The following is a 17,056-nucleotide window of genomic DNA, read 5'->3' as shown; positions in this document are numbered from 1 at the left end:
TTTGGCGCCGTGCGAAATGTACGTTAAGTACCATTTTCCCATGGACAATGCCCTGGCGACCGTTGCCGTAGGACTTGCCGGGCTCGCCACCTGCGGAGCCGTCGGCGCGGTGGCCGCATCCAGCGTCCGGCGCGGCCGGCCGTACCTCGCGAACGGCCTCCTCGTCGCGCTCGACGGCCCGGTCGACCCGGCCGCCACCGCGGCCCGCGCCGGGTTCGCCGGCGTCGAGGTCGGCGTGCGTATCGACCCCGACACGACCCGGCCCACGCTGCGCCTGACCTGCGCGATGCCGCCCGGCGAGCCGGCCCCCACGTTCGACCAGGCGGTGCTGACCCCGCTGGCCACGCGCGCCGCCGGGAACCCGCTCGGGCGGGTGCACGCCCGGCGCGCCGAGCCGTTCCTGCTCATGGTGCGGGCGGAGCCCGAGCCCGACCCGGAGACCGGCGTGGTCCGGGCCACCGGGAGCGAGTACGACACCCTCGACCGGCTGCTGCGGCCGCACGCGCCGATCCTCACCCAGTTCCTCGGCGGCCGGGTCGTGCCGGGCGCGATCACCGTCGTGCTCACCGGGGCGCACTGGTCCCGGGCGGACCTGCTCGGGGCCTACGAGCGGTACGCCTTCCTGGAGGGCCGCTTCAGCGACCTCGCCGAGGGCGGCCTCCCGGTCGGCGTGGCGCCGTTCGTCTCGGAGTCCCTCGCGGCCCGGCTCGGGTTCGACGCGCACGAGGAGTGGCCCGGGTTCCCGGCCGAGGCCCGGCACATCCTGCGCTCGCTGGTCCGAGCCGCGTACACCGACGGGCGGCGGGTGCGCTTCGCCGACGTGCCCGAGGGCCCGCGGCGCGTGCGCAACGCGTTCTGGCGGGAGATGCGCGCGGCCGAGGTGGACGTGATCGCCAGCCGGCACCGGGGGGCGCTCGCGCGCTTCCTGCGCGAGCCGGTGCAGCGCACCTGCAAACACCGTGCGGCGTCGGTCCGGTACACCCCGGCACCAGAGGTAAACGGTAGGTGAACGCCAGGTGAACCAGCAGCGTGCGGTGCATCTCACTGCTACTGCGGTGGATCGTGAGCCTTAACATTCACGTTTCAGGTGTTTCGGCGCTTCTTCATCGAGGTATCGGGGTCGACTGTGCGGTTCAGGCTGCGTCCTAGCGACGATTCGTTCTACGAGTTCTTCAGCCGCGCGGCGCGCAACCTCGTCAAAGGCACCGACCTGCTCGCCGAGCTCGCCCTGCCCGACGCCGACGTGCAGTCCATCAGCGAGCGGCTCGTGGACGTCGAGCACGACAGCGACGCGATCACGCACGAGCTGTACAAGAAGATCAACTCCAGCTTCATCACCCCCTTCGACCGGGAGGACATCTACCGCCTCGGGTCGCTGCTGGACGACGTGATGGACCACCTGGAGGCGGTGGGCAGCCTGCTGTACCTCTACGGCCTCACCAAGCTCCCGTCGCTGCCCCGCGAGATCCACGAGATCGTGAAGGTGCTCGACCAGCAGTCCCGGCTCACCGCCGAGGCCATGCCCCGCCTGAAGTCCATGAAGGACCTCGAGTCGTACTGGGTGGAGTGCAACCGCCTGGAGAACGAGGGCGACAGCGCCTACCGCATGGCCCTGGTCCGCCTCTTCTCCGGCGAGTACGACGCGCTGACCGTGCTCAAGATGAAGGAGGTCGTCGACGAGCTCGAGGCCGCCTGCGACGCCTTCGAGCACGTGGCCAACACGGTCGAGACCATCGTGGTCAAGGAGTCGTAGCCATCAGCGCGCAGCTCGTCGCGGTCCTCGCCGTCATCACGGTGGCGCTGGTCTTCGACTACACCAACGGCTTCCACGACGCGGCCAACGCCATCGCCACGTCGGTGTCGACCCGCGCGCTGACCCCGCGCGCCGGCCTCATCATGGCCGCGCTCGGCAACTTCGTCGGCGCCCACCTGGGCGGCCACGTCGCGGCCACCGTCGGCGGCGGCATCATCGACCCGCCGACCGGCATGGGCGGGCTCGGCATCGTCTTCGCCGGCGTCGTCGGGGCCATCGCCTGGAATCTCTTCACGTGGTACTTCGGCCTGCCCTCCTCGTCCTCCCACGCGCTCTTCGGCGGGCTGGTGGGCGCGTCGCTCTGCGCCGTGTGGTTCGGCCTGGACGCGAAGGTGCTGTGGTCCGGCATCGTGGACAAGGTCCTGATCCCGATGGTCGCCTCGCCGGTGGTCGGCTTCGTCCTGGGCGGCCTGCTGATGATCGCCATCATGTGGACGTTCCGCCGGTCCAACCCGCGCGTGCTCGGCCGCCGGTTCCGCCGCGCGCAGACGGTCTCGGCCGCCGCCATGGCCGTGGGCCACGGCATGCAGGACGCCGCCAAGACGATGGGCATCATCGTGCTGGCCCTGTACACCGGCGGCTACCACGCCGACAAGACGGACATCCCGGAGTGGGTGTTCCTCGCCTGCTCGACGGTGCTGGCGCTGGGCACGTACTCCGGCGGCTGGCGCATCATCCGCACCCTGGGCCGCAAGATCATCGACCTCGACCCGCCGCAGGGCTTCGCGGCCGAGACGGTCGCCGCCGGCGTGCTGTTCACCACCTCGCAGCTGGGCCTGCCGATCTCGACCACGCACAGCATCACCTCGGCCATCATGGGCGTCGGCGCGACCAAGCGGCTCTCGGCGGTGCGCTGGCAGGTCGCCGGGAGCATCCTGATCGCCTGGGTCCTGACGTTCCCGGCCGCCGCAATCATCGCGATCGTGATGTACCTGCTCACGCACTGGCTCTTCTAGGACGACCCGTACCGCGGCCGGTCGGCCAGGCCCATCTCCCGGCGCAGCCCGTTCTCGGTGAGCGTCAGCGGGTGGCTCGGGTCGATGCGGTTGGGCGTGCCCGGGTCGCCGTCGTCGTCGATCGGCAGGCCCACCGCCTGGCGCTCGAAGTTCAGCACCGCCGGGCCGCCGCGGTACTGGTAGTCGGGCCCGCTCGCCTCGTTGTACGCGTGCCCGTCGTCGGTGCCGTGCTCGTAGTCGTAGACGTGCGCCATCTCGTGGAACAGCGTCGTCACCGGCGTCCGGGCGTCGTAGGCCGGGTTGTACTGGATCCGCGGCACCCCGTCGTCGTAGGTGGCGTGGCCGTTGGCCTCGTCGAGCGGCTCGATGTACAGCCGCTGCCCGGACGCCTGCAGGTCGGCGAGCATCGCGCGGCCCGCGGGCGAGGCGGCGAGCAGGTCGAGGTCGGCGTGCACCCGCGCCTTGTACTCGGCGTCGCCGCCGACCCGGATGAACCCGGTCATGTCGTCGTCCCCGGTCGCGGTCATCCGCTCGACCCCGGCGGCCGAGTCCTCGCCCTGCCCGTAGAGCGTGTCCGCGCCGGCGCCCCCGGTCACCGCATCGCGCCCGGCGCCGGAGTACACCACGTCGTCGCCGGCCCCGCCGTCGAGCGCATCGTCGCCGCGTCCGCCGGAGAGCACGTCCGCGCCGTCGTCCCCGGCGGCCCGGTCGGCGCCCTCCCCGCCGTCGAGGAAGTCGTCGCCCACGCCGCCGCGCAGCGTGTCGGCGCCGCCGGCGCCGTAGAGCGTGTCGTCGCCGCGGCCGCCTTCGAGCCGGTCGTCGCCGGCCCCGCCGTCGAGGTAGTCGCGGTGCTCGCCGCCGTCGAGAAGGTCGAAGCCGTCCCCGCCCAGCAGTTGGTCGCCGTCCGCGCCGCCGGCGAGGGTGTCGTCGCCGGCCCCGCCCCGCAACCGGTCGCCCCCTGAGCCGCCGAAGAGCAGGTCGGCGCCCGCGCCCCCGTCGGCGGTGTCGGCGCCCTGGCTGCCCCACAGCCGGTCGTCGCCGTCGCCGAGGTCGGCGCGCTCGGTGGCGTCCTTCGGCGGCGTCTGGGCCGCGGTCACCATGGCCCCGAGGCTGACCCGGTCGGCGCCGGCCCCGCCGGCCACCGTGTCCACGCCCAGGCCCGCGATGAGCACGTCGTCGCCGCGCCCGCCGGTCAGCCGGTCGTCGCCGTCGCCGCCGAGCACGGTGACGCCCGCGGCGCCGTCGACCCGGACGGTGTCGTCACCGGCGCCGGTGCGCAGCACGAGCCGGGCGCCGGGCGGGATGGTGAGGCGCTGCCCGTTCACCGTCACGTGGCCGTCGTCGACCACGACGACGTCCGAGGTGCCGCCGGTCTGTACCACGAAGAGGTCGCCGGCCAGGCGCGCGTCGACGCCGCCGGTCGCCGCCGGCGGGACCCAGGCCGGGAACGTCCGGCCGATGACCGGGGTCCAGACGGCGGCGAGCACTTCCCAGCGGGCCCCGGCCCCGGCCAGCGCCGCACGGTACCCGGCCAGCCCCTGCTCGAGGTCGGCGCGGATCCCGCCCGCCGTCGCGACCGCGGCGCGCACTGCCGCCTCCTGGGCGGCGTCGGCCGGCGTGAAGGTGACGCTCCCGCCGCCGCGCCGGTGCGGCACCCCGGCGGCGCCGGCGAAGGCGTCGGCGAGCTGGTCCTGCCCGCCGCGCAGCAGGGCGGCCGCGCCGTCCAGCGCCGTGGCGGTGTCCCCCACGACCGCGTCGAGGTCGTTCAGGCCGTCCGTGTACTGCCGGTAATGCCCCCGGAACCCGTCGGCGGCCTGGCCCTCCCAGTCGCCGCCGACGACCGGGGCCGCGGCGCGCGCGAGCGTGTCGTAGGCGGCGCGCACGTCGGCGCCGACCGCCCGCCAGGCCGCGGCGGCCCGCCCGAGCAGCTCCGGCCGCGCCTGCAGGTCCCAGATGTCGTCCACCGTGACGGTGGGCGCCTCAACCGTCTGCACCATGTGATCCCCCGTGTGTCGAGAGCGCTCAGAGCGGCGCTCGCCGTGCGTTGCCCACCGTCCGGGCGGCCTGCCGGTCGGCGGCCAGATACGCGAAGGCCGTCTGCAGCAGCGCGTCGGCGTCCTCCTCGAGGATTTCGACGTGCGCCGAGACGGCCTCCTGGGCGTCCGCGCCGATGTTGGCGGCCGCGCCGGCCAGCCCCGCCGACGCCCCGGTGTTGCCGAAGGCGTCGGCGGGCAGGGTCAGCTCGCCCAGCCCGGTGCGGTAGTGCTCGCCCAGCGTGTCGGCCGCGGCCAGGCAGGCGGCGGCCAGCGTGATCAATTCGTCCGGGTCGGCCCGGAGCTCCTGAGCCATACGCCGGACCGTAGTGGGGGCGGGACGCTACGTCCGCCCCGTTCAGCCCTCAGCTTGAATAGTCAAGTCCGATAATTCCGGAAATTTGCGACAGCAGGCGCAGGATGTCGAGCGTCTCGTCCAGCGGTACCAGGGGGCTCTCGGTCAGCCCCTCGCGCAGGCAGCGCTGCACCTCGGCCGCCTCGAACTGGTACCCGTGGCCCTCGTAGGGCAGCTCGAACTCCTCGGTCTCGCCGCCGCGCGACAGCGTGAAGCCGTGCGGGTGGAAGAAGTCCCGCCGCACGTCGATGCGCCCGAGCGTGCCCGTGACCGCGCCTGTGCGGGCGCTGTCCCCGAGCAGCGAGCAGCTCAGCGCGGCGAGGGCGCCGGATTCGTACCCCAGCAGCATCCCGGTGTTCTCGTCCACGCCCCCGGCGCTCATCCGGGCCCAGGCCTGCACCGAGGCCGGCGCGCCCAGGAACAGGTGGGCGAACGTGACCGGGTAGATGCCGACGTCGTACAGCGCCCCGCCGCCGAGCTTGCGGTCGCGCAGCCGCGAGGTCTCCGGGAACGGGCCCTGCATGCCGAAGTCGGCGTGGACCGAGACCGGGTCGCCGATCGCGCCGTCGCGCACGAGCTCGCCCATGCGCCGGATGGCCGGGATGCACCGCATCCACATGGCCTCCATGAGGAACACGCCGGACGCGCGGGCCGTGCGCACCATCTCCTCGGACTCGGCGACGGCGAGCGTGAACGGCTTCTCGCACAGCACCGCCTTGCCGGCCCGCAGCGCCAGCATCGAGGCCTCGTAGTGCGCGCTGTGCGGGGTCGCGACGTAGATCGCGTCGACCCCGGGGTCGTCGGCGAGGGCCTGCCACGAGCCGTGCGCCCGCGCGGCGCCGTGCCGGGCGGCGAAACGCTCCGCGGACTCCGGACTGCGGGACCCCACCGCGGCCAGCTCCGCGTCCGGCGTCAGCCGGAGGTCCTCGGCGAACGTGGCGGCGATGGAGCCGGTCGAAAGGATGCCCCAGCGGGTGCGATCACTCATGGCCGTAGCTTAGGTGGGTATGCAGGGGCTCATGAACGACGACCGGAACGCCGACGGCCCCGACGCCGCCCACACCCGCCCCGCCGGCCTCGACGACAAGACGGTGGAGGCGCTGGGCAAGCTCAGCGAGGCCCTGGAGACCGTCGAACGGGCCCGGGGCCGCCTCTTCGACCTGCACCAGCTGATCGGCCACGCCGACCTCATGCTCGACGACGCCGTGGCGCTGCTGCGCGCAGCCGGGCACGGCAAGACGGCCGACCGGGTGCGCGACGAGGTCCTCGGGCGCAACGTCATCGCCGGGCGGTGGACGTTCCAGATCGTGGAGGACTTCGAGGACGGGTACTACGCCACCTTCCGCAACGTCGAGCGCGAGGCCCGCGAGGAGCTCGCCGGGGGGCGCCGCCACCTGTACGAGGCGGAGATGAAGGAGCAACGCCGGACCCATGGACAAACAGGACACGAGGCTGTGCCGGACGAATTGGGCGCATAGCGTGGGCTGATGGTCGAGTACAAGCTCCCGCCGGAACTGGCCGAGATGGCCCGCCGCTTCGAGCGGGAGGGCGGGGTACCGGTGCCGGCGAGGCTGGCGAGCACGGTGGTGCTGCTGCGCGAGCCGTTCGAGGCCTACCTGCTGCGCCGGGTCGCGACGATGGCGTTCGCGGCCTCGATGTACGTCTTCCCGGGCGGTGGCGTCGACCCGCGCGACGCCGGCGTCCTGCCCGGCTGGGCCGGCCCGGCCCCGGCGGAGTGGGCGGCCCGCCTGCGGCTGGAGGAGTCCGTGGCCCGCTCGGTGGTCTGCGCGGCCGTGCGCGAGGTGTTCGAGGAGTCCGGCGTCCTGCTGGCCGGGCCCGACGCGGACAGCGTGGTCGGCGACGTGAGCGGGCCGGACTGGGAGGAGGCGCGGCTGGCGCTGATCGCCCGGGACCTCGGCTTCGCCGAGTTCCTCAGCCGCAACGGGCTCCTCCTGCGCAGCGACCTGCTGGTGCCGTGGTCACGCTGGATCACGCCGGAGTTCGAGCCGCGGCGCTTCGACACGTACTTCTTCCTCGCCCTGCTGCCCAAGGGCCAGCTGACCCGGGACGTGGGCGGCGAGGCCGACGCCACCGAGTGGTGCTCGCCGGCCGAGGCGGCCGACGGCCGTTACACGATGCTGCCGCCGACCCGCCACACGCTGCTGGAGCTGGCGGAGGCCGGCGGCATCGACGCCGCGCTGGCGGCGGCGCCGGACCGGGACCCGGCCGACGCCATCCGCCCTACTGCATAGCCGGCTCAGCCGAAGCGGCCGGTGATGTAGTCCTCGGTCTTCTTCACCGAGGGGTTGGTGAAGATCTTCGCCGTGTCGTCGTACTCGATGAGCCGGCCCGGCTCGCCGGTCTTGTCGATCGAGAAGAAGCCGGTGCGGTCCGACACGCGGGCCGCCTGCTGCATGTTGTGCGTGACGATGACGATCGTGAACTGGTTCTTCAGCTCGGTGATCAGGTCCTCGATCGCGAGCGTGGAGATCGGGTCGAGGGCCGAGCAGGGCTCGTCCATCAGCACGACCTGCGGCTCGACCGCGATCGTCCGGGCGATGCACAGCCGCTGCTGCTGACCGCCGGACAGGCCCGCGCCGGGGCGGCCAAGCCGGTCCTTGACCTCGTTCCAGAGGTTGGCGCTGCGCAGCGCCTTCTCCGCGACCTCCTCCAGCACCGACTTGCGGCGCACGCCGTTGAGGCGCAGGCCCGCCACGACGTTCTCGAAGATCGACATCGTCGGGAAGGGGTTCGGCCGCTGGAAGACCATGCCGATCATCCGGCGCACGGCCGTGACGTCGACGTCCCGGTCGTAGATGTTCTGCCCGTCGATCAGGAGCTGGCCCTCGATCCGGGCGTTGGGCAGCACCTCGTGCATGCGGTTGATCGACCGCAGGAACGTGGACTTGCCGCAACCCGACGGTCCGATCAGGGCGGTGACCGACTTGGGCTCGATCGTCATCGACACGGAGTCGATCGCCTTGAACGATCCGTAGTACGAGGTGACGCCGTGGGCTTCGATCCGCTTTGCCATGTTGGCGCTCCAGTGATTATCGGGCGATCTTGTTGCGGCGGGCGAGCATCTTCGCCGCAACGGTGAGGACCAGGACGAGGACGACCAGGGTCAGAGCGGCCGTCCAGGCCCGCCCAGGTGCGAACTCCGAGGCGACGCCGGCCTGCTGGTACACGAACAGCGACAGGGAACTCTGGTTGCCGTCGAACAGGTTGAAGTTGATGGCGGAGGCGCCGCCGGCCACGAGCAGGACCGGAGCGGTCTCGCCACAGGCCCGGGCCACGGCCAGCATGACACCGGTGACGATGCCGGGGCCGGCGGTGGGCAGCACGATGCTCGTGATCGTCTTCCACTTCGGCACGCCGAGGGCGTACGAGCCCTCGCGGAGCGCCGTCGGCACGAGCCGCAGCATCTCCTCGCTGGAGCGGACGACGGTCGGCAGCATCAGCACGCTGAGCGACAGGCCGGCGGCGAAGCCCGAGTAGTGGGCGAAGCCGTCGGAGCTGTACAGCGGCGTGATCGTGAAGACCCAGAACGACAGGATGAACAGACCCGCCACGATCGACGGGATACCGGTCATGACGTCGACGAAGAAGCGGATCAGGTTGGCGAAGAAGCCGCGGCCGTACTCGACGATGTAGATCGCGCCCAGAATGCCCAGCGGCACGGTGATCAGCGTGGCGATGCCCGCCTGCTCGACCGTGCCGATGATCGCGTGGTACGCGCCGCCCTGCTCGTCGAACGGGCCGATGTTGTTCATCGACGTGTTGAAGAAGTTGCCGTCGAGGCGGGTGCTGCCCTTGTCGAACAGGGTCCACACCACCGACAGCAGCGGCAGCAGGGCGAGGATGAACGCGCCGTAGATCATCACGGTCGCCATGCGGTTGCGTGCGGACCGGCCGCCCTCGACGACGGCCGCCACGACCCCCATGAGGATCACGAAGAGCACCGCCGCGACGACGCCGGTGAGGACCATGCCGCCGGCGCCGGTGAGGTTGATCAGCACGTACGACAGCACGATCGCCGCCGCGGCCACCGCGACCGGTGTCCACTTCGGCAGCTGCTTGGCCCGCAGCTGGGACGCGTCCTGCACGCCCAGGCTGCGGACGGGGGTCTCGACGGCCATTACGCTGAGCCTCCCACGAACTCACGACGCCGGTACACGATCGCGCGGGCGGCCATGTTGACCGCGAGCGTGATGGCGAACAGCACGAGACCGGAGGCGATCAGCGCGCTGCGGCCGAACTCGTTGGCCTCGCCGAACCGGCTGGCGATGTTGGAGGCGATGGTGACGCCGCCGGGGCCGAGCAGGTCGAAGTTCACGGCGAAGACGCTGCCGAGGGTCAGGGCCAGCGCGATCGTCTCGCCGAGCGCGCGGCCGAGGCCGAGCATGATCGAAGCGATGATGCCGGCGCGGCCGTAGGGGATGACCGCGGTGCGGATCATCTCCCACTTGGTCGAGCCGAGCGCGAGCGCCGCCTCCTGGTTCTCCGGGGGCGTCTGCAGGAACACCTCGCGGGACAGCGAGGTGACGATCGGCAGGATCATGATGCCCAGCACGACCGAGCCCAGCAGGACCGACTTGCCGTACGGGCCGTTGCTGCCGAAGATCGGCAGCCAGCCGGCCACGTCGTGCAGCCACTTCGAGAAGTTGGCGATCGGCTCGTAGAAGTAGTCACGACCCCACAGACCGAACACGACGCTCGGTACCGCCGCAAGCAGGTCGATGACGAAGCTGAGCGCGGTGGCGACCCGCCGGTGGGCGTAGTGCGACAGGCACAGCGCGATGCCCAGGGCCACCGGAACGGCCATGATCAGCGCGAGTACGGCCGTCAGCACGGTGCCGAAGGCGGTTGCCGCGACGCCGAACTTCGGCTGGTCGCCGTCGGTGAACCAGTCCTTGTAGGTCAGGAAGTTCTCGGTGTCCTTGTTGATGGCGGGGAGCGCCTTCACGACAAGGAAGATGGCGATGGCCGCGATGATGACGAGCACCATCGAGCCGGCGGCTGTCGCGGTTCCACGGAAGATCATGTCACCGCTGAACCGCTTGCGCGGCGGAAGACCGCCACCCCCGCCGGGCGTACCGGCGGAGGTGGCGGGCAGAGTCGTCTGGCTCAACGAGACTTCCTGTCAGGCCAGGTTCTTGACGGCGGTCTCGACCTTGGCGCGAACCGTCTCGGGCAGCGGGGCGTAGCCCAGCTTGTCGAGCAGCGCCTGGCCGTCCTTGCTGACCGTGTAGCCGAGGAAGCCCTTGAGGAGCGGGAGCTTGGCGGCGTCGGTGCCCTTGCTGCAGACGATCTCGTAGGTCACCAGGACGATCGGGTAGGCCCCGGCCTCCTTGGTGGCGTAGTCGATCGAGAGCTTCAGGTCGTCGCCGGTGCCGGCGATCTTGGCGCCCGCGATGGTCTTGCCGGCCGACTCACCGGTCAGCGCGGTGAACTCGCCGGCGCCGTTCTGGACCTTGGCCATCGACAGCGCGTTGGTCTTGGCGAACGACAGCTCGACGTAGCCGATGGCGCCGGCGGTCTTCTTGATGGCGCCGGCAACACCGTCGGACTTCTGCTCGGCCGAGCCGCCCGGGGCCTTCCACACCTTGTCGTGGCCGAAGGTCCACGCGGACGGGGCGACGGCGGTCAGGTAGTTGGTGAAGTTGTCCGTGGTGCCGGACGAGTCACCGCGGTGCACGGCGAGGATCGCGGTCGACGGCAGCGAGGCGCTCGGGTTGTCGGCCTTGATCGCGGCGTCGTCCCACGTCTTGATCGAACCCGAGAAGATCTTGGCGATGGTCTCCGGCTTGAGCTGCAGGTCCTTGACGCCATCGAGGTTGTAGGCGATCGCGACCGGGCCCGTCACCATCGGCAGGTTGAGCGCCGGGGCGCCGCCGCAGCGGGCGTCGGCCTTCGTCTGCTCGTCACCGCTCTTGAGCGCGGAGTCGGAGCCGGCGAAGTCGGCCGTGCCGCCCTGGAACGCCGTGATGCCCGCGCCGGACGCGGTCGCCTGGTAGTTGACCTGGGCGCCGGAGCACTTCTGCTGGTAGGCCTTCGCCCACTCGGCCATGGCGTTGCCCTGGGCGCTGGAGCCCTGCGAGGTAAGGGTGCCACTCGCGCAAGCGACGTCGCTGCCGGTACCACCGGAAGCACCGCCGGACGCCGAGCTCGAGGGTTCGTTGTTGTCCGAGCCACACGCGGCGAGCGCGAGCGTCGCGGTGAGCGCGATGCCGGCGATGAGGCCGTGCCGCTTGAAGTTCACTGCGGTCCCTTCGTCGGGGATGAACCGACTTCCGATGCCTGGGAGGATGCGGAAGGCCGACGCACGTCGTCGACTGAAAGGCACGCTAAAAGGACCAGGGAAACAGGCCCGTGGAGAAGGGTGAACGCAGGGTGAACAGGTCACTGGGCGCAGATGACGCCTGGTCGGAGGAGAGTTGTCCATTGGGTGAACTGCCCAGCGGTGTTGCCTGGTGTCCGCTTTTGTACCGTGATCGCCGTTACAGGGCGTGAATCACAGCGCGCGCTGGTACGAAACGTCGTTCGACCAGCGGACGAATCCGAGCCGCTGGTAGAGCGCGACGGCACGGGTGTTGCTCTCGTCGACGTACAGCATGACCTGGGCGAGCCCGCGGTTGCGCAGGTGCCAGAGCCCGGCCAGGGTCAGCGCCCGGCCGAGGCCGCCGCCGTGCGCGTCGGGGGCCACGCCGAGAACGTACACCTCGCCGATCGGCTCATGTGCATGCGGCTCCCCGGCCTCATGCGGATGTACATGTTCCTCGCCGTGGACCTTGGTCCAGTGGAACCCGAGCAGCCGGCCGTCGGTCTCGCGCTCGGCCAGGAGGAACCCGGCCGCCTCGAACCACGGCTCGCGCAGCCGCACGTGCAGGTCGTCGAGGGTCCACTTGCCCTGCTCGGGGTGCGTGGCGAAGGCGGCCGCGTTGAGCGCCACCCACTCCGCGTCGTCCCGACCGGGCTCGAAGGCGCGCAGGCGTACCCCTTCGGGCAGCGCCACCTCGTCCAGCGGCGCGAACAGCGAGCGCCGCAGCTGCAGCAGCACCCGGACCCGGTCGAAGCCCAGGCTGATGGCGAGCGCCGACGCCGACGGGTGGTCGCCGTGCGCCCACAGCCGCAGCCGGCCGGCGGCGCGCTCGTCGGCGACCTGCATGGCCGCGGTGACCAGCGCGCGCCCGAGCCCGTGCCGCCGGTGCAGCGGGTGCACCACGAGCTCCGCGGAGGCCCCCTCGACCGCGTCGGTCGTGTCCACGTGCGCATAGCCGACGACGGTTTCCCCGGAATACCCCAGCAGGTGTACCGCGGGAGCCTCACCCCCGTGCCGCAGGTGCAGCACGACGTGCTCGGAGAGCGGCACGACGCCGTCGGTGTCGCCGGCCGCCCGCATGAGGGCGAGCACCTGCTCGACCTGGTCGGGGGACAGACGGTCGGCGCGGCGCACCGGGGGCGAGGAGCTCATCCGATCAATCTAGTCGGAGGATCTTCAGACCCGGACCGGCTCCGAGTCGTGCAGCGGGCGCGACGGCGGGACGACGAACTTGTACCCCACCTGGCGCACGGTGCCGATCATCGACTCGTACTCGGAGCCGAGCTTGGCCCGCAGCCGCCGCACGTGGACGTCGACGGTGCGCGTGCCGCCGAAGTAGTCGTAGCCCCAGACCTCGCGCAGCAGCTGGTCGCGGGTGAACACCCGGCCCGGGTGCTGGGCCAGGAACTTCAGCAGCTCGAACTCCTTGTAGGTGAGGTCGAGCGGGCGGCCCTTGAGCTTGGCCGCGTACGTGTCCGGGTCGATCGTCAGCTCGCCGGCCTTGATCGTGCCGCCGCTGGCGGCCGCCGCGGAGTTGAGCCGCCCGACCGCCAGGCGCAGGCGCGCCTCGATCTCGGCGGGCCCGGCGGTGGCGAGGATGACGTCGTCGACGCCCCAGTCGGCGTGCAGCGCGACCAGGCCGGCCTCGGTGACCACGGCGAGCAGGGGCACCCCCAGCCCGGTGGCGTGCAGCATGCGGCAGGTGGCGCGGGCGTCGGCGAGCTCGGTGCGGGCGTCGACCACGACGGCGTCCGGGCTGGGGCCGTTCACCAGCGTGCGGACGTCACGGGGGGCGGTGCGCACCGCGTGGGGCAGCAGGTCGAGGCCCGGCAGGACCACCTGGCCCGCGGGCGCCGCGGTCAGCAGCAGAATCTCCACGAGTCACCTCCGTGGCCGCTGCGCTCCTCGCGAGAGGGGCGCTGTGGCGCCCCTGGAGGGGCGGCGGCTCGCTATCGTCCCGGCAGCACTGGCGGGAGGTTATGGGTGTATCCCCAACGAGAATATCGGAGTATTCACGTTTTGCGACCGGTCGAATCGCAGTTCGAGACAGTCGGCTGAGCCACACCCCACCGTTTCCGCCGACGTGCTATAGCGGTTCGCGGCTCCCCGCCGAGGCCGGATCCGGTGCTTTCTGGCACGATCGGTGCGTGCCGACAACCCCGCCGCCCGCCGAGGACTTCGGTGCCTGGCCCCAGGCCACCGAGCCGGCCGCCCGCCGCCACCGCGATGCGGGTCCAGACCACTCGGAGGGTGACCCCCAATCGGGTGACGACGGCGCTACCCAGGGCGAGGCCGACCTGCCGCCGGTACGCCGCTGGATCTCGCTCGGCACCGCGGGCTTCGCGGCCCTGGTCGCCATCGCGCTGATCGTGGGCGCGCAGACCCGCCACGAGTCGTACGCCGTGGTGATGTTCGGCGTCCAGGTCCTCTTCGTCGCCGTCTGGACAATCGCGAGCCGCCCGCCCGCCCCGCGGGTCGTCGGCGTGGTGGGCATCGCCGTGGCGGCGGGCACCGACGCGGCCGCCGTCTTCACCCGGCCGGCGTCGCTGGCCCCGCTCGCCTACCTCACCGCCGCCGGCTTCATCATCGGCGTCGTCGGCCAGCTGACACGGCCGGCCGGTCGCCAGCGGGTCACCGAGTCCCTGGGCTCCTCGCTGGTCGTGACCCTCGGCGTGGTCTCCTTCGCGAGCCTCGTCGTGCTGGGGCGCAGCCCGAAGGGCACCCAAGCCATCGTCGCCTGCCTCGTGGCCGCCGGGCTGGCGCTGTTCATCGCCCGGTTCGCCGACTCGATCGCCGCCCTGCCGCGCATCGCCCCGCAGGTGCCCCGCGGCGGCGCCGGTGTGGTACTGGGCACGATGGTCGGCACCGCGGCGGCCGGCGCGATCGGCAACTACCTCGACGGGCTGAGCCCGCTGCCCAGCGCCCTGGCCGGGCTCGCGACGGCGATCGTGGCGGTGATGGTGGACCTGTCGGTCGGCTACGCCGAGGCGAGCCGGATCATCGACGGCGACGAGCCGGCGCTGTGGCTGGCGCGGCACATCCAGGGCCCGATCGGCGCGATCGCCTTCGCGGCGCCCGCGGCATATGTCGCGAGTGTCCTGCTATTGCTGTAACTGAGCCGCCAATTCGCGCCAAGCTTGCCCGGGCATCCCGCTCGGACTTGTGCGGGTACGGAATCCTCGTGCTTGGGTACGAGCGAGACAACCACCGGTCGGAGGGAGTGTCAGTGGCGGCGAGGCGAGGGGCCAAGATCGGCATCGTGCTGGTCGTGCTGGCGATCATTCTGGTCGGGGTGTTCTTCGTGGTGGACCGGATCGCGGCCGGGGCGGCCGACGACCGCATCACGCAGGAGACCAAGACGCAGCTGGCGGCGAACAACGTCAAGTACGAGGGCGAGCCCGCGGTGGACATCACCGGGTGGCCGTTCCTGACGCAGGTGGTCGCCGGGGAGTACCGGAAGATCACGATCTCGCTGACGAAGCCGCAGCTCAACAACGTCAAGCTCGACACCCTGTACGTCGAGGCGCGCTCGGTGAAGGCCGACGCGCGGGACCTCATGAACGGCAAGGGCGACGTGGTGGCCGGGGTGGTGGCCGGTAACGCGTCGATGAGCTGGGACAACGTGCGGCCGCTGCTGGAAGTCGCCGGGCTGCCGTCCTCGATCGACCCCTCCAACGTCGACCTGAAGGTGGTCAACAACAAGATCGAGATGCGGGTGCCGCTGGCGTTCCAGGGGATCAAGGTCACCCTCATCGCCACGGGCTCGATGGTCGTCGAGACCGGCAAGATCCGGCTGAAGCTCGAATCGGTCGCGACCGACAAGGGCAACCTCCCGCCCCAGGTGAATACGCTGATCAAGCAGTACCAGAACAAGCTGCAGGTCACCGTCAAGCTGCCTGGACTGCCGTACAACCTCGTGGTCAACTCGGTGCAGACGACCGACGCGGGCCTGCAGGTCACCGCCTCGGCCGCGGACGTCAAGCTCACGGGACAGTGACGCGGCGGACCCTGGGCCTGCACGCTCGGCAATGCTAGGCTCCGGGACTATGAGCATGCTGCTCACGAAGCGCCGCGCGGTCGACCTTTGCCGCGTGACCACGTGCCTGTGTTGCCGCCCCTAGTGGTGCGGCCCTGCAGCGTGCTCTAGTAACGGCTCGAGGCAGCGGCGCCCCAGACCGATGGGTCTGGCCGGCGAGCCGATTTCGGCATATTTCCGCGGGCATTCCGACAGACTCATCGCCGAAACCGTGATCCGTCCCCCTCGGGTCGCGCGCGGCTGCATGCCCGTGTGACGACTCGAACCCACCACTCGTTCCTGGGAGAGAGAACACCCATGAGTCGCGAATCCGCCCTGGTCACGGCCGACTGGGCCGAGCAGAACATCGAGACCCCCGGCGTCGTGTTCGTCGAGGTCGACGAGGACACGACCGCGTACGACGGCGGCCACATCCCCGGCGCCGTGCGCATCAACTGGAAGACCGACCTGCAGGACCCGGTGCGCCGGGACTTCGTCAACAAGCAGCAGTTCGAGGCGCTCCTGTCCGCCAAGGGCATCGGCAACGACGACAAGGTCGTGCTCTACGGCGGCAACAACAACTGGTTCGCCGCCTACGCGTACTGGTACTTCAAGCTCTACGGCCACGGCGACGTGAAGCTGCTCGACGGCGGCCGCAAGAAGTGGGAGCTCGACGCCCGCCCGCTGAACAAGGACGAGGTCGACCGCCCCGCGACCAACTACGTCGCCGTGCACGACCAGGACCTGTCGATCCGCGCGTTCCGCGACGACGCCGTGAAGGCGATCGGCGTGCAGAACCTGGTCGACGTCCGCTCCCCCGACGAGTTCGCCGGCCGCCTCCTGGCCCCGGCGCACCTCCCGCAGGAGCAGGCGCAGCGCCCGGGCCACATCCCGACCGCGATCTCGGTGCCGTGGAGCAAGGCCGCGAACGAGGACGGCACCTTCAAGTCCGACGACGACCTGCGCTCGATCTACGGCGCCGCCGGGCTCGACGACAGCAAGGCGACGATCGCGTACTGCCGCATCGGCGAGCGCTCCTCGCACACCTGGTTCGTGCTCAAGGAGATCCTCGGCCACTCCGACGTGCGCAACTACGACGGTTCGTGGACCGAGTACGGCTCGCTGGTCGGCGTGCCGGTGGCGCTGGGCGACGAGCCCGGCAGTGCCAACTAATCCGGGCCAAGACAGAGAGGAATCCCGAATCATGAGCACTGACAGCTGCGCCGCGCCCGACCAGAGCGCCCCGCTGCCCGCGTCCGTCGACGTGGAGAAGGAGACCGTCATCACCGGCGTCGTGCGCTCCGGCGCCGACCCGGTCGGCGGCGCGTACGTGCGCCTGCTCGACTCCACCGGCGAGTTCACGGCCGAGGTCGTCACCTCGCCGGCCGGGCAGTTCCGCTTCTTCGCCGCCCCGGGCAACTGGACGCTGCGCGCCCTGTCCCGCCAGGGCAACGGCGACGCGACGCTCGCCGCGAACCGCGGCCTCAACGAGGTCGCCGTCACCGTCGGCTGACGCGCTCGGACGTGACGCCGCTCGCCGGGATCAACCCGGCGGGCGGCGT

At 71.3% G+C, this 17,056-nt stretch carries 19 protein-coding genes; 10 read left to right on the top strand and 9 right to left on the bottom strand.

Features of this window, described 5'->3' with window-relative positions; translation table 11 throughout:
• Positions 1 to 40: 40 nt before the first annotated feature.
• The 3 genes from ACPPVO_RS03600 (at position 41) to ACPPVO_RS03590 (ending at position 2,769) form a co-directional block, all read left to right on the top strand.
• On the top strand, positions 41 to 1,009 hold the full coding sequence (locus ACPPVO_RS03600) for a hypothetical protein (protein ID WP_426509873.1): 969 nt from the start codon (positions 41 to 43) through the stop codon (positions 1,007 to 1,009).
• Between the two features lie 117 nt (positions 1,010 to 1,126).
• Positions 1,127 to 1,753, top strand: a complete 627-nt coding sequence (locus tag ACPPVO_RS03595) for a DUF47 domain-containing protein (protein ID WP_360381993.1) — start codon at positions 1,127 to 1,129, stop codon at positions 1,751 to 1,753.
• Between the two features lie 2 nt (positions 1,754 to 1,755).
• Entirely contained in the window at positions 1,756 to 2,769 is a 1,014-nt protein-coding gene (locus tag ACPPVO_RS03590) for an anion permease (RefSeq protein ID WP_426514522.1), read from the top strand.
• Here ACPPVO_RS03590 and ACPPVO_RS03585 read toward each other — a convergent pair.
• Genes ACPPVO_RS03585 through ACPPVO_RS03575 form a run of 3 tightly spaced genes read right to left on the bottom strand, consistent with a single transcriptional unit; the run spans position 2,766 to position 6,145 of the window.
• Positions 2,766 to 4,766: a M91 family zinc metallopeptidase gene (locus tag ACPPVO_RS03585; protein WP_426509872.1), complete on the bottom strand. Its 2,001-nt coding sequence runs from the start codon at positions 4,764 to 4,766 to the stop codon at positions 2,766 to 2,768. The genes ACPPVO_RS03590 and ACPPVO_RS03585 overlap by 4 nt on opposite strands.
• 25 nt (positions 4,767 to 4,791) lie before the next feature.
• The gene (locus tag ACPPVO_RS03580; protein ID WP_426509871.1) at positions 4,792 to 5,118 is read right to left on the bottom strand and encodes a hypothetical protein; all 327 of its coding nucleotides are present in this window, start codon (positions 5,116 to 5,118) and stop codon (positions 4,792 to 4,794) included.
• A 49-nt stretch (positions 5,119 to 5,167) separates the two neighbouring features.
• The gene (locus tag ACPPVO_RS03575) at positions 5,168 to 6,145 is read right to left on the bottom strand and encodes a Gfo/Idh/MocA family protein (protein WP_426509870.1); all 978 of its coding nucleotides are present in this window, start codon (positions 6,143 to 6,145) and stop codon (positions 5,168 to 5,170) included.
• 31 nt (positions 6,146 to 6,176) lie between these two features.
• Between ACPPVO_RS03575 and ACPPVO_RS03570 the strand changes: the two genes are divergently transcribed.
• A complete protein-coding gene (locus ACPPVO_RS03570; RefSeq protein WP_426509869.1) occupies positions 6,177 to 6,635 on the top strand; it encodes a hypothetical protein in 459 nt (152 codons plus the stop codon).
• Between the two features lie 9 nt (positions 6,636 to 6,644).
• The gene (locus ACPPVO_RS03565) at positions 6,645 to 7,409 is read left to right on the top strand and encodes an NUDIX hydrolase (RefSeq protein WP_426509868.1); all 765 of its coding nucleotides are present in this window, start codon (positions 6,645 to 6,647) and stop codon (positions 7,407 to 7,409) included.
• A 5-nt stretch (positions 7,410 to 7,414) separates the two neighbouring features.
• Here the strand turns inward: ACPPVO_RS03565 and pstB are convergent, their stop codons facing one another.
• The 6 genes from pstB to ACPPVO_RS03535 all read right to left on the bottom strand — a co-directional run bounded on the left by pstB (position 7,415) and on the right by ACPPVO_RS03535 (position 13,357).
• Positions 7,415 to 8,191, bottom strand: coding sequence for a phosphate ABC transporter ATP-binding protein PstB (gene pstB / locus ACPPVO_RS03560; RefSeq protein ID WP_360382002.1), 777 nt, complete (start codon positions 8,189 to 8,191; stop codon positions 7,415 to 7,417).
• A 16-nt stretch (positions 8,192 to 8,207) separates the two neighbouring features.
• Positions 8,208 to 9,296: a phosphate ABC transporter permease PstA gene (pstA, locus tag ACPPVO_RS03555; RefSeq protein ID WP_426509867.1), complete on the bottom strand. Its 1,089-nt coding sequence runs from the start codon at positions 9,294 to 9,296 to the stop codon at positions 8,208 to 8,210.
• A complete protein-coding gene (pstC, locus tag ACPPVO_RS03550; RefSeq protein ID WP_426514521.1) occupies positions 9,296 to 10,201 on the bottom strand; it encodes a phosphate ABC transporter permease subunit PstC in 906 nt (301 codons plus the stop codon). The genes pstA and pstC overlap by 1 nt, the downstream gene beginning before the upstream one ends.
• A gap of 99 nt (positions 10,202 to 10,300) precedes the next feature.
• Positions 10,301 to 11,419 (bottom strand): phosphate ABC transporter substrate-binding protein PstS, encoded by a 1,119-nt coding sequence (gene pstS, locus ACPPVO_RS03545; RefSeq protein ID WP_426509866.1) that lies wholly within the window; start codon positions 11,417 to 11,419, stop codon positions 10,301 to 10,303.
• A 252-nt stretch (positions 11,420 to 11,671) separates the two neighbouring features.
• Positions 11,672 to 12,631 (bottom strand): mycothiol synthase, encoded by a 960-nt coding sequence (mshD, locus tag ACPPVO_RS03540; RefSeq protein WP_426509865.1) that lies wholly within the window; start codon positions 12,629 to 12,631, stop codon positions 11,672 to 11,674.
• A gap of 24 nt (positions 12,632 to 12,655) precedes the next feature.
• Positions 12,656 to 13,357: a winged helix-turn-helix transcriptional regulator gene (locus ACPPVO_RS03535; protein ID WP_426509864.1), complete on the bottom strand. Its 702-nt coding sequence runs from the start codon at positions 13,355 to 13,357 to the stop codon at positions 12,656 to 12,658.
• A gap of 269 nt (positions 13,358 to 13,626) precedes the next feature.
• On the opposite strand from ACPPVO_RS03535, the gene ACPPVO_RS03530 reads away from it, so the two are divergent.
• The 5 genes from ACPPVO_RS03530 (at position 13,627) to ACPPVO_RS03510 (ending at position 17,007) form a co-directional block, all read left to right on the top strand.
• The gene (locus tag ACPPVO_RS03530; RefSeq protein WP_426509863.1) at positions 13,627 to 14,592 is read left to right on the top strand and encodes a hypothetical protein; all 966 of its coding nucleotides are present in this window, start codon (positions 13,627 to 13,629) and stop codon (positions 14,590 to 14,592) included.
• Positions 14,593 to 14,705: 113 nt separating this feature from the next.
• The gene (locus ACPPVO_RS03525; protein ID WP_426509862.1) at positions 14,706 to 15,476 is read left to right on the top strand and encodes a DUF2993 domain-containing protein; all 771 of its coding nucleotides are present in this window, start codon (positions 14,706 to 14,708) and stop codon (positions 15,474 to 15,476) included.
• 31 nt (positions 15,477 to 15,507) lie between these two features.
• Positions 15,508 to 15,600, top strand: a complete 93-nt coding sequence (locus tag ACPPVO_RS03520; protein WP_426509861.1) for an Ms5788A family Cys-rich leader peptide — start codon at positions 15,508 to 15,510, stop codon at positions 15,598 to 15,600.
• A gap of 212 nt (positions 15,601 to 15,812) precedes the next feature.
• On the top strand, positions 15,813 to 16,667 hold the full coding sequence (locus ACPPVO_RS03515) for a sulfurtransferase (protein WP_426509860.1): 855 nt from the start codon (positions 15,813 to 15,815) through the stop codon (positions 16,665 to 16,667).
• A 31-nt stretch (positions 16,668 to 16,698) separates the two neighbouring features.
• Positions 16,699 to 17,007 carry a DUF1416 domain-containing protein gene (locus ACPPVO_RS03510; RefSeq protein WP_426509859.1) on the top strand — a complete coding sequence of 103 codons (309 nt, stop codon included), beginning with the start codon at positions 16,699 to 16,701 and terminating at the stop codon, positions 17,005 to 17,007.
• The last annotated feature ends 49 nt before the right edge of the window (positions 17,008 to 17,056 follow it).

Origin of the sequence: Dactylosporangium sp. McL0621 (genome assembly GCF_049995355.1) — a bacterium.
Classification (GTDB): domain Bacteria; phylum Actinomycetota; class Actinomycetes; order Mycobacteriales; family Micromonosporaceae; genus Dactylosporangium.
This window is presented reverse-complemented; position numbering and strand designations above follow the sequence as displayed.